General features: G+C 49.3%; 11 protein-coding genes and 1 riboswitch. Of the genes, 5 read left to right on the forward strand and 6 right to left on the reverse strand.

Annotated features, from left to right (window positions below; translation table 11 throughout):
- The first annotated feature begins 3 nt into the window (after positions 1-3).
- Together M662_RS02575 and M662_RS02580 are read left to right on the forward strand one after the other, a co-directional pair.
- Positions 4-1,596 (forward strand): class I adenylate-forming enzyme family protein, encoded by a 1,593-nt coding sequence (locus tag M662_RS02575; protein WP_026578811.1) that lies wholly within the window; start codon positions 4-6, stop codon positions 1,594-1,596.
- A gap of 161 nt (positions 1,597-1,757) precedes the next feature.
- Entirely contained in the window at positions 1,758-2,276 is a 519-nt protein-coding gene (locus M662_RS02580; RefSeq protein ID WP_008634401.1) for a YehS family protein, read from the forward strand.
- 35 nt (positions 2,277-2,311) lie between these two features.
- Here M662_RS02580 and prpB read toward each other — a convergent pair whose 3' ends face one another.
- The 4 genes from prpB to M662_RS02600 all read right to left on the reverse strand — a co-directional run bounded on the left by prpB (position 2,312) and on the right by M662_RS02600 (position 6,112).
- Entirely contained in the window at positions 2,312-3,235 is a 924-nt protein-coding gene (gene prpB, locus M662_RS02585; RefSeq protein WP_026578810.1) for a methylisocitrate lyase, read from the reverse strand.
- Positions 3,236-3,250: 15 nt separating this feature from the next.
- The gene (locus tag M662_RS02590; RefSeq protein WP_152522245.1) at positions 3,251-4,693 is read right to left on the reverse strand and encodes a bifunctional 2-methylcitrate dehydratase/aconitate hydratase; all 1,443 of its coding nucleotides are present in this window, start codon (positions 4,691-4,693) and stop codon (positions 3,251-3,253) included.
- A 64-nt stretch (positions 4,694-4,757) separates the two neighbouring features.
- Positions 4,758-5,873, reverse strand: coding sequence for a citrate synthase (gene mmgD / locus M662_RS02595; protein WP_026578808.1), 1,116 nt, complete (start codon positions 5,871-5,873; stop codon positions 4,758-4,760).
- Between the two features lie 38 nt (positions 5,874-5,911).
- Positions 5,912-6,112, reverse strand: coding sequence for a hypothetical protein (locus M662_RS02600; RefSeq protein WP_026578807.1), 201 nt, complete (start codon positions 6,110-6,112; stop codon positions 5,912-5,914).
- A 164-nt stretch (positions 6,113-6,276) separates the two neighbouring features.
- Positions 6,277-6,473: riboswitch (cobalamin riboswitch) on the reverse strand.
- Between the two features lie 165 nt (positions 6,474-6,638).
- On the opposite strand from M662_RS02600, the gene M662_RS02605 reads away from it, so the two are divergent.
- The 3 genes from M662_RS02605 (at position 6,639) to M662_RS02615 (ending at position 10,769) form a co-directional block, all read left to right on the forward strand.
- On the forward strand, positions 6,639-7,289 hold the full coding sequence (locus M662_RS02605; RefSeq protein WP_008634412.1) for an SDR family oxidoreductase: 651 nt from the start codon (positions 6,639-6,641) through the stop codon (positions 7,287-7,289).
- Between the two features lie 139 nt (positions 7,290-7,428).
- Positions 7,429-8,610, forward strand: coding sequence for a serine-tRNA(Ala) deacylase AlaX (locus tag M662_RS02610; protein ID WP_026578806.1), 1,182 nt, complete (start codon positions 7,429-7,431; stop codon positions 8,608-8,610).
- Positions 8,611-8,855: 245 nt separating this feature from the next.
- Complete coding sequence (locus M662_RS02615) at positions 8,856-10,769, forward strand: LTA synthase family protein (RefSeq protein WP_008634417.1); 1,914 nt, start codon at positions 8,856-8,858, stop codon at positions 10,767-10,769.
- 44 nt (positions 10,770-10,813) lie between these two features.
- Here M662_RS02615 and M662_RS02620 read toward each other — a convergent pair whose 3' ends face one another.
- On the reverse strand, positions 10,814-11,620 hold the full coding sequence (locus tag M662_RS02620) for an AAC(3) family N-acetyltransferase (protein ID WP_026578804.1): 807 nt from the start codon (positions 11,618-11,620) through the stop codon (positions 10,814-10,816).
- Between the two features lie 134 nt (positions 11,621-11,754).
- Positions 11,755-12,228: a YusW family protein gene (locus M662_RS02625; protein WP_008634420.1), complete on the reverse strand. Its 474-nt coding sequence runs from the start codon at positions 12,226-12,228 to the stop codon at positions 11,755-11,757.
- Positions 12,229-12,239 lie beyond the last annotated feature (11 nt).

A 12,239-nucleotide genomic window follows, 5' to 3' on the forward strand; every position in this document is an offset into this window, starting at 1 on the left:
GGAATGAAGAAGCAGGGACGAGACGATACGGTGATGTATAAAAAGGGGAAGAAACCTTTGACGGAATACTTACAGGACCATGCCAGGCAGCGTCCGAACGATCCGGCGTACATTTACTACGGAAAGGCTTGGAACTGGAGAGACGTGCTGGAGCAGGTTCAGAAGGTCGCAGGGTTCTTAACCTCCGCTGGATTTACAAAAGGTGATCGGATCGGGCTTTTCATGCAGAACGGACCACCATACGTGATCGCTCATTATGCCATTCAGTACATCGGGGCAGTCGTCTGTCCGCTCAGTCCGATGTATAAGGCTGGAGAGTTGGATTACTTCGTGGAAGAAGTAGGGATGTGCGCCGTTTTCGCGGGCAGCGAACTGCTTTCGGAAGTTAGAAAAATGGAGCATACGCTCGCCCGTGTCATTGCCGTTCGAAACAGCGAGTACCGAGCAGACGCCGTTTCAGAGAAGGATTCAACCCTGCAGCAGCGGGAAGTAGCATGGAGAGATGTTCTTCTTGAAGGCCCTTCGTTACAAAAGCCAACCGCCGTTGATATGGATGAGACCGCTCTGCTTGCTTTTACATCCGGGACGACCGGGCGTCCGAAAGCGGCCATGCTTACCTACGGCAATGCCCTTTACAAAACGGCGGCTGCAGTCAGCGCCAACGGAGTGGAGAATCGGGAAACGTGGCTTGCGGTCATGCCGCTGTGCCATATAGCGGGAATGGTGATGGGCGTGAATATCCCTGTCTACACAGGGGCTCCGTGTGTGTTGATGGAACGCTTTGATCCGGTTGAAACGTTGAGGATGCTTAAACATTATGAAGTGACGGTCTGGTACAGCACCGCACCGATGAATGAAGCGATACTTGACATGGGAACAGAAGGAACGCTTGAACACTTGCGGTTGAACCTGTGTACCAGTTTCGGTATGCCGGTGACGGAGAGTCTTGCGGAAAGGTGGAAGGAGCTAGCGCCGGGGTGCTGTTTGTTTGAAGCATCGTACGGCTTGAGTGAATCACATACGGTCGATACGTATATGCCTGCGGAAAAGGTGAAATTCGGTTCCGTCGGCGTTCCGGTTCCTGGTTCCAGGATAGAGATCCATGATCCATGGACAGGAGAAGCTTGTCCACCAGGGGAGTCCGGGGAGATTGTTATCCGAAGCCCGGGTGTGTTTAAGGGCTACTGGAATCGTCCGGAGGCTACAGCAGAGGTTAGGAAGGATGATTGGCTGCATACGGGCGATATCGGTTACTTCGATGAGGACGGCTATCTGTATTTTCAAGGTCGGAGTAAGGAGATGATCAAGTCCTCCGGGTTCAGTATTTTCCCGGAAGATGTGGAATCGCTGTGGAAGAAGCACCCGGCTGTCGTACAGGCAGCCGTCATCGGTATCCCGGATGAGCGAAAAGGGGAGGTTGTGAAGGCGTTCCTCGTTCTGCAGCAGGATGCCGACGTAACGGAAGAAGAGCTGACAGGATGGGCCAAGGAGCATATGGCCCGCTACAAGGTACCTTCAGCCATCGAAATCCGCCGCTCGCTGCCGCAGACGAGCGCAGGAAAAATACTAAGGCGGCTGCTGAAAACAGAGACGTAACCCGATAGACCGCTTCCCGCTATGGGGGCGGTTTTTTCGGTGTGTTCTTGGGTAAGATGAAGGGGATATGGATAATGGGATACTTGTGTTAAAATAGTCCTTTAACAGGCCGGTCGTCTTTTGCTGCAAAAGAATCCGCGACACTACATGGAGGTTATGATATGGATAATAATGATATATTGATACGGCTGCGATATGCCCTCGATATCCGCGACATGGACATGGTTGAAATATTCAAGCTCGGCGGTGTAGAGCTGACGAAAGAGGACGTGCGTAAAGTTCTCACCAAGCCGGAGGAAGAGTATGAGGAATACGATGATGAAGCGTACGAGGACGAGATGCATATCAAGTGTACGAACAGCATGTTGGAGTCCTTCCTGAACGGGTTGATTACATTTGAAAGGGGCCCTCAGCTTTCTAAGGATGGCACCCCTGTCAAACCGGACCGTTCCATCAAGAACTATTCCAGCGTCAATAACGTCATGCTGAAGAAAGTGAAAATAGCATTGAAACTCACCAACGAAGATGTGATCGACATCATCGGACTTGCCGGTGTGACGATAACAAAAGGCGAATTGAGTGCGCTGCTTAGAAAAGAAGGGCATAAAAACTACAAACCATGCGGCGATAAGTATGCGAGGAATTTCCTGAAAGGCCTTGCGATCAAGCATCGCGGCTGATGAAAAGCCCCGGGAGAGGCATCCCGGGGCTTTTTTTATGATTTTGATTCCCTTCCGATTTCAGGGAGGATGGTTTTGGCTACTTTCTTGTCCAGTGCTTCATAATCATAATAGTTGATCGTTTCGTATAACTCTTCACGGGACTGCATGTCGGACAATTTGTGCTTTTGTGTGTCTTGGGTCAGGATTTCCGTGAAAATCCGTTCGTAGGCTTTAGCAGCGACGCGAAGGGAGGTGACAGGATAAATCACCATGTTCATTCCGAATGCCTCGAAGTCTTCCCCGGTGAAATACGGGGTTTTCCCGAATTCCGTCATGTTGGCCAGAAGAGGGGCGTGAATGGCATCGGACGCCTTTTTGAAATCTTCCTCGCTTGTCAAAGCCTCTGGAAAAACAGCATCTGCGCCCGCTTTTACATAATCATTCGCACGTTCGATTGCCGCATCCATTCCTTCCACTGACTTAGCATCTGTTCTGGCGACGACCAGGAGGGTAGGAGCCGTTTCTTTAATCGTGCGGATTTTCTGCATCATCTCTTCTGTATCGACAAGTGTTTTTCCGTTTAAGTGGCCGCACTTCTTCGGGAGCTGCTGATCCTCGATTTGAACGGCAGCAACTCCTGCCTCTACCATTTCCATCGCTGCGCGGGCGACGGTGATGGTCCCGCCGTATCCGGTGTCGATATCGACAAGTAAGGGAAGGTCGGAGGCACGGATCAACTCTTGTGCCTTTGCTGCCATTTCGTTGGAGTAAATCATGCCGAGGTCGGGCAGTGCACGGCTGGCAGTATAGGCGGCACCTGATAAGTAAAGGGCCTTGAACCCGACGTCTTTGGCTATTTTGGCAGACATGCCGTCATGGGCACCGGGAATCCTGAGCAGTTCCTGTTCTTCCATCAATCGCTTGAACGCTGCTGCTCGTTCCGGCTGGGTCGATGTAGGTTCCACTATCCATGTCATGATACGTTCTCCTCCTTATATACGGAATAATTCCATGAATTGAGGCACGGATGTATCGACTAATTGGTCGTAATCCTCACATCGATTCAGAATCCGGTTCACCTGACGGAATGGGAAGCGTGTCTTCAAATTGTCCTGGAACTTGTTCAAAAGAAGCGGGATTCCCTCATCCCGGCGTCTGCGGTGGCCAAGGGGGTATTCAATTGCCACTTGTTCAGTGCAGGAACCGTCTGTAAAGAATACCTGAACAGCATTGGCGATCGAACGTTTATCCGGATCGAGGTAATCGCGGCTGTATTCCTCGCACTCCACCGTTGTCATCAACCCTCTTAGTCGGTCGATATCCGGATTCCGGGCCGTGTCATCTTCATAGTGGTCGGCGTTCAGGGTGCCGTAAATCAATCCGACAGCTGTGATGTACTGCAGGCAGTGATCGCGATCCGCAGGGTTGTGCAGCGGTCCTTTCTTATCAATGATCCGAATCGCCGATTCATGGGTGGTGATGGTAATCCTGGCAATGTCGGAAAGTCTGTCTTTTACTTCCGTGTGGAGCTGGACGGCGGCTTCCGCAGCCGTCTGGGCATGAAACTCGGCTGGGTATGCGATTTTAAACAGGATATTCTCCATGACATAGGAACCGAGCGGGCGGGCCAGTGTCAGCTTTTTCCCGCTGAACAGGACATCCTGAAAGCCCCACCCTGGCGCAGATAATGCTGTGGGATATCCCATTTCTCCTTTTCTCGTCATTAAAGCCAGACGGACACCCCTGCTTGTCGCATCACCGGCAGCCCAGGATTTCCGTGATCCGGTGTTTGGCGCGTGGCGGTATGTGCGGAGACTGGAATTATCGACCCATGCCTGCGAGACGGCATCGGTGACTTCTTCCTTCGTCCCGCCGAGCATCGCTGTAACAACGGCGGCTGTTGCGACTTTTACGTAAAGGACGTGGTCCAAACCTTCTCTGTTCAGGCTGTTCTCAAGTGCAAGGACACCTTGAATTTCGTGGGCCTTCACCATGTTCACGAGCACGTCCTTCATGTGGAGCGGAGCTTCCCCTGCGGCCAGTCGCCTCCTGCTGATATAGTCGGCGATGGCCAGGATTCCTCCCAGGTTGTCGGAGGGATGCCCCCACTCGGCAGCGAGCCACGTGTCATTGTAGTCGAGCCAACGAATCATACAGCTGATATTGAAGGCGGCATGAACAGGATCCAATTCATAGGAAGTCCCCGGGACACGCGAGCCGTCAGGAACGATAGTACCAGGAACGATGGGACCGAGGTGTTTCGTGCATTCCGGGTATCGAAGGGCGAGAAACCCGCAGCCAAGCGAATCCATCAGGACGTACTGGGCTGTCTGCAACGCTTCCTCGCTGGTAACTTCTTCGTGAACCGCATAAGCAGCGATTTCCTCCAATAATGGATCGGTTTCCTTGAGGGTATTCATTTTCACTTCTTCCATTTCATCTCCACCTTTACAAAGAATATGTACCATACAGCCGGGCAGGCAGCCCGGCTTTCTTCCTTTATGGATGCAGATCCCGCGGGCCGGAATAAAGGACACGGGGACGGAACAACTTGTTGTTGGCGTATTGTTCTGTGACATGGGCACAGAGGCCGAGGGTTCTTGCAGCAAAGAAGATCGGCGTGTACAAAGCGATTGGAACAGAAAGAAGGTAATAGACAGGAGCAGCGTAGTAATCCAGATTCGGATATAGATTTTTTTCTTCTTTCATGACGGCTTCTCCTGCTTCGCACATGTCAAACAGGTCTTCACGTTTTTTTTCTTTTGCGAGTTCCCGAAGAGCTTCTTTCATGAGGGAAGCCCGTGGGTCCATGCGATTCCTATACACTCGATGACCGAATCCCATCACCTTTTCTTTCTTCTGGAGCTTTTCATAGAGCAGGTGACGGAATCCGTCGGTCGTTTTTCCTTCAAGCAGCATATGCATGACCGCTTCATTCGCACCGCCGTGAAGATTCCCTTTTAAGGAGGCGACGGCACCGGTCAAGGCACCATACAAGTCGGCATTCGTCGATGCGATGACCCGGGCGGTGAAGGTCGAGTTCGGCATTTCGTGCTCGCTGTAGAGCAACAAGGAACGGTCGAAGAACTTCACCTCCTGCTCCGATGGTATCGTACCGGTGATCATGTATAAGAAATTCGCGCTGTAAGAGAGTTCCTCCGTGGGCTCGATGACCGGTTCCTGCTGCAGGATGTGGTAACTGTTAGCGACGATGTTCGGAATTTTAGCCAGTAAACGCAGCGCCGTCGTACGCATGACCTCCGGTGAGCGGTCTTCCAGCCTTTCATCGTGACCGGCAAGGGCGGAAACACCTGTGCGCAGCGCATCCATCGGGTGTGTAGAGGACGGAAGCTTTTCGAAAAGCGTAAAAAAACCTTGCGGCAGGGAATATTCCTTTATTAAATTAGCTTCGATATTTGATCGTTCTGCACCTGCAGGGAGACTGCCGTGAAGCAGAAGATGAATCAAGTCTGTATAGGTCTTACAGCCGGCAAGCTCAATCAGTTCATAGCCGCGGATGACAATTTCCTCTTTCTCTGTATCCAGGTAGGAAAGCTGCGTCTCTGCAGCAATCACACCATCAAGACCAGGTCGATAGATCATTTGATCAGGCATAGACATCCTCCTCATAGTAACCGCTTACAAAAATAAGATCAGGACAGCGAATGCTTACCGAAAAGTTCTTCGCGGACAAGGACGTATGCTTTTTCTAAACGAATTCGTTCCTCCGAGTCACGGCATTCCTTCTGCCATTGTTCGAACGTCTCCTCCAGTGTACTTGGAAGATCGGCGTAGAACTGATTCATAATAGATGCTTTAAAAAGGTCGATATAGCTGTCTATCGGATCATTCATAGAGACACCTCTATTTCATTCGGAAATAAAGCCAATAAAAAAACAACTTCCCCAAGAAGTTGTCAAGCTGCGTTCTTCCTAGGAAAAGCAAATAAGATCCGCAGCCATGCGTATCCATCCTTCTCCTGAAACGGCACTTCACACCCCCTATCCTCGTAGGTACATGATGTTCGCTGAAACGGGCAGGTCTCCTGGCTTATGATCATCGCTCCCTGAACCCTTCCCATTCCCGCTCGATGACGGGGACAGTGGTCCTTCAGTTCGCTCCCAATTACAGTTGCGGGACAGCACCGGCTTTTCACCGGTTTCCCTTTTAAGCAGGCAGCATTTGTGCGCCTGCACCCGAATCAAAACGTATTCAGTTGTCACAGTTCAATATATCAAACAATCCAGAAATAAACAATATTTTCCTTTCTTCCCCATGGTAGGAACAGCTGGGATGTTTGCTTTTTATAAAAAAAGGTTACATATCTTACAGGTGAACAAACTATACCATGTATGTTTTCCATAGAAAGGATGAGTGAGAGTGAAAGTACTTGTAGTAGGTGCAAATGGTCAAGTCGGTAAACATCTGGTTGAGAAAATCCAGGACAGCGAAAAAGTAGAAGCCGTCGCTATGATCCGTAAAGAGGAGCAGGCGTCCTACTTCAAAGATTTAGGAGCCGAAACGGTCCTTATTGACTTGGAAGACGACACGGAAACCATTGCAAAAGCGTTTAAAGGAGTGGACGCTGTCGTATTTACAGCGGGATCCGGTCCGAATACCGGCCCTGATAAAACAGTAATGATCGACCTTGACGGTGCGGTGAAGACGATCGAAGCATCGAAGCAGGCAGGTGTGAAGCGCTACGTCATGATCAGTTCTTTCGATACGACGCGGGAAGCGATTCAGGAAGCACCGGCTTCTTTCGCTCCTTATGTCATTGCGAAGCACTATGCAGATGACTGGCTGCGACGAACGGATCTGGATTACACGATCATCCACCCGGGAATGTTGACGAACGATGCGGGTACGGGTGAAGTGGAAGCGGCAGAGAAAGTCGAACGCGGGGAAATTTCCCGTGAAGACGTGGCGAGCGTCATTCTTGCGACATTGGAAAATGAGGCGACAATCGGTAAGGAATTCCAAGTGGTCGGGGGAAATACGACCGTCCGCGATGCTGTAGGATCTTTATAATTATTAGGAAGACTCTCGAAGGCTCTGCTGGAAACAGCGGAGTCTTCTTTATTGTTTCGTCGATTTCCCGGGAAATATGTGGCGGCACCATGTGAAAAAATGCTACGATTCCCGTAGGATATACATAGGAGGAAAGTATATGACACGGAAATTATATTATGAAGATGCTTATTTGACGGCATTTGATACAACCATTGCCCGTACCGGGCAGGATGATAACGGATTTTTCGTCATACTTGAAGAAACAGCCTTTTATCCAACCGGCGGCGGCCAGCCGAGTGATCGAGGAGCTTTGAACGGAGCACCGGTTTCGGGTGTGGAAGAAGTGGACGGCGATATCCGTCATTATTTGGAGGAGCCGATGGTCGTCGGAGGTACCGTCCATGGGGAAATTGACTGGGCCAGACGCTTTGACCATATGCAGCAGCATTGCGGGCAGCATATCCTTTCTGCAGTCATGGAAGATCGTTTTCAGTGGCAGACGACCAGCTTCCATCTGGGTGAGGAAACGGTCACGATCGATTTGGATACTTCTGAGCTTCTGGAAGAAACGCTTGCAGAAGCGGAAGCAGAGGTCAACCGCTTGATCCTGAAAAATATTAAGGTGGAAACAGCATGGATGACGGCGGAAGAGGCAGGGAAGTATCCTTTGCGTAAGAAACTCGCCGTCACGGAAAATGTCCGTCTCGTCATGATTCCGGGCGTTGATTATAATGGCTGCGGCGGAACACATCCGCAGGCGACCGGGGAAGTAAGGGCTGTTAAGCTTCTGGGCTGGACTAAGAATAAGGGTCAGGTGCGCCTGGAATTTGTCTGCGGAGAACGCCTGCTTGGACAGTTCGGAAAGAAACACCGGCTGTTGACGGAGTTGAAGCAGCTCGTTGCCCGTCCTGAGGAGGCGCTGCCGGAGGAAATCGTTGAGCTGAATGAAAAAAGCAAAGAGAAGGATAAGTACATCTTGGATTTGGAGAGTAAGCTGATCGGCTATGAAGCGAAGGAGCTTGTGGAACAAGGAGAGCAGAAACAGTTTCTCTCTGCAGTATATCAGGACCGTTCCATTAAGCAGCTCCAGGCTTTAGGGCAGGCTGTGTTGAACGAAACGACGGATGCCTGTGTCCTGCTCGTCAGTGAACAGGAAGATGCCCTCCAGTTTGTACTTGCCTGTGGCAGCGGACTGGACAGAAATATGAATGACGTGGCGAAACAAGTGTTGCCGCATATCGAGGGAAAAGGCGGAGGAAAACCGCATTTTGTCCAGGGTGGCGGCAAGAAACGAATCAAAGCTGATGCATTTGTGGAGCTGGTAAAGAATATAGTTTAAAAAGAGTCCCCCTGAACTCCAGGAAGCGCTTGTCGCTTTCTGGAGTTTTTTATCATCTTACGGTAACTGTTGTGTAATAGTGGTGTAATAGTATTAAGAACATATAACAGTTCCATTATTGTTGCGTTTTTTTATTGTAAATGTGGTATTATCAATCTTGTTCTCCTACGCATGCTTAATTTTAATTGGTATCAGCTATTGATGAAACATAAATAAATTAGATCACTATTTACGGAGGTTGTATCATGTTTTCTAAATTTAAAACAAAGATGGAAAACCCCGAATTCAAGAAGAAATTCATGATTTATGCGGCTGTCATTGCAATTTTCTGGGCGAAGATGTATTACGTTCAGGGCAGTGTCTTCACGTTGAATATTGAAAATGCCAATGAAGCGGCTATTCTTGCGTTCAACCCACTGAGCAGTATTTTCCTACTATTCGGTGTCGGTATTCTTCTTGGCGGCCGTAAGGGAATGCTGGGGATGTATATATTCGGGTCCTTACTATTGTATGTAAACGTCCTATTTTATAGAGAATACAACGACTTTTTAACGATTCCGATGTTAGGTCAGGCGGCAAACCTTGCCGGTCTTGGCGGAAGTATCACCGATATCATGTCAGCCACAGACATTTTCCTGTTCCTTGATGTCTTCGTCGCTGCATTTCTATTGTTCTTCTTAAGAAAAAATCGTCTGCAGAGTTTCATGCCGAAACGAAAGGAAGGTTTGATCCTTGCGATGATCGCTGTTCCTTTGTTTGTCGTGAACCTCGGCTGGGCACAGACTGAGCGTACGGAATTGCTGCAGCGGGCATTCGACCGGAACATGCTTGTTAAGTACCTTGGTGTCCTGAACTTCCACGCGTATGACCTTGTTCTACAGGGACAGACAGAGGCGAAGCGTTCTTTCGCTGACAGTAATGAACTTGCGCCTGTCTTGAATTATCTAAATGAGAAAAAGACGGAGCCTAGTGAAGAAATGAAGGGAATTGCAGAAGGGAAGAACGTTATTGCTCTTTCCTTGGAAAGTACGCAGACCTTTGTTGTCGATAATACGGTGAACGGACAGGAGCTGACGCCATACTTGAACGACCTGAAAGAAGAAGGGGCTTATTTCAGTAACTTCTATCACCAGGTGAAGCAGGGGCGTACATCCGATTCCGAGTTTCTGTTGGATAACTCCTTGTATGGATTGAACCGTGGATCTGCATTCTTTACGCATGCGGGGAATGAATATGAGGCAACGCCGGAAGTGCTAGGCAAAGAAGGGTACACGTCTTCCGTTATGCATGCGAACGATGCCAGCTTCTGGAACCGTGATACGATGTATGATTCACTCGGATATGATCGTTTCTATTCCAAGAAGGATTTTGATGTAACTGAGGATAAATCCTATAACTGGGGTCTTCTCGATGAGTACTTCTTTGATGAATCCCTGGATAAGATGGAACAGATCGATCAGCCTTTCTATAATAAGATGATTACACTGACGAACCACCATCCGTTTACGCTTCCGGAAGATAAACAGATGATCGAGCCTGGACAAACATCCAGTAAGACGCTGAATAACTACTTCCAGACGATTCGTTATCAGGATGAAGCATTGAAACAGTTTGTAGAGAAATTCAAGAAATCTGATCTGGCCGATGACACGGTGTTGGTCATCTATGGGGACCACTTCGGTATTTCTGAGAACCATAAGAAAGCCATGGGTGAGTATTTGGATAAAGATATCAATGAATACGAACAGTTCCAGCTTCAACGCGTACCGCTTCTCATCATCGGAGAAGGCATTGAGCCGAAAGAATATGATACAGTCGGTGGTCAAATCGACCTGCGTCCGACAATCATGAATCTGCTTGGTGTGGAAGATGACAATCCCGTTCAATTCGGACAGGATCTCTTCAGTGAAGATCGTCAGGAATTGATGATCGACCGTGATGGTAACTTCGCAAATGAAAAATACGTCGGTGTTAATGGCAACTGCTATGACAGGGAGACCGGCGAACCGGTAGAAGGGGAAGATGCTTGTACTTCCGGATTTAAACAAGCGGAAGAAGAGCTTGCTCTATCTGACTCTGTCGTCTACGGCGACCTGCTTCGCTATTTAGACGAAACAGAAATGATTGAGCAGAAAGCTTCCTCAGATAAAAAAGAATAAGACAAGAGAAAGAGCTTGCGGGCTGAATCCCGCAAGCTCTTTTTTTATTGGTGTGCGTGGAGGAGGTATGCTTCTGTGAAGTCCACCACTGCGGGCTGGGGAAGCAGACGGGCTTCTGCCTCTCCGACCGGTGCTTTATTCAGCTGGTGCACCTTTTCGAATGCTTCTCCGATTGTTGGGAAACGTTCTTCCTCATACTCTAAATCTTTGTAAGTCCGCCATACTCTCTTTCCATCTTCATAAACCGGACTTCCATTCGTACATTCTTTCAGACACTTGGAACGATATTCCCCGAGATGCATGGACGTATTGCTCTCATAGTCCGTACCAAGTAAAAGGACATACCCGTCCCGGTCATAAATCCGGGCGAGTGGAGACTGGTCCCCAAGTCCGAAATCAAGCGAATGGTCCTTCGTGATTTCTTCGCTGTATTTCCCCCAGGCTGCGAAGGAAGAGACCGGATGGTTGCTCCGCTTGACATCAGGAAAAGAACGGAACGCCTCCGCGATCTGTCCCATGAAGTAACTAGGAGTGATGACCGGATCAAAGGCGGGCATTTCTGCGCGCACCGTTTCCCACCACGATTCAGGGATGGGTGGATTCCCCCATCCGGCTGGATCCGACATGTTGGCACTATGGGCAGGCATGACCAAGGTCCCTGTCGGTGTCAGAACGTCCTGCAGAGCATGGATGACGGTGACAGGTCCTCCACACACCCAGCCCAGCGAACTCATCGAGCTGTGAACAAGCACCGTCATACCTTCCTCCACTCCTAGATTTCTAAGGTCCTCCGCGAGGGATTTCCTTGTTTGTGGCTGCTTTGAAAATTGTACAGCGTTTGCTTCCGACATAGTCGAACGACCTCCTGCTTCCATTATGTAATGGATGTACTCCTTTTATTTTACAATGAATGGCAGGAGTTTAGGAGGGGATAATTTCATAAAAAAGGAACACCTCCGATCATCCTGCCGGAGGTGTTCTTCCTTTATTTTGTCTGATCCCTGTATTCTTTCTCCGTACCATCCGGGAAATCGACGTCGAGCTCGAAGGACTCATAATCATCCGGCAGGTTGAAGGCTTCCTTCACTTGCTTGATGACCTCATCGTCTGCGGTGTCCTTGTCGAACGTCAGCTCCTGGAACAGAGGTGTCATTTGTGCCAATGCCTCGTCGGACTGAAGGTTTTGGTCGTCCATGTCATCTTGATAACTCGCTTCCATTCCATCTTTCTCCTTTTCATAATCCACATCAAATGTATTGTTCTCCGGATAGTGGACCTCTAAGTCGAAGCTGGTGAACGGAAAAGATTGTTCATCCGTCTCTGCTGCACCATTTTCTGCCTGCTCCTCTTGAGGTGCATCCTCAGGTGGGTTGCTTACCTCATCATTATCGTTACATCCTGCTAACAGGAAAAAAGGGACTGCCGCCAGCAAGGATAGTGTTTTCCAGTTATTCATCATTCCTGCATCTC

The sequence above is a fragment of the Bacillus sp. SB49 genome (genome assembly GCF_000469135.2).
In the GTDB taxonomy this organism is placed as follows: domain Bacteria; phylum Bacillota; class Bacilli; order Bacillales; family Halobacillaceae; genus Halobacillus.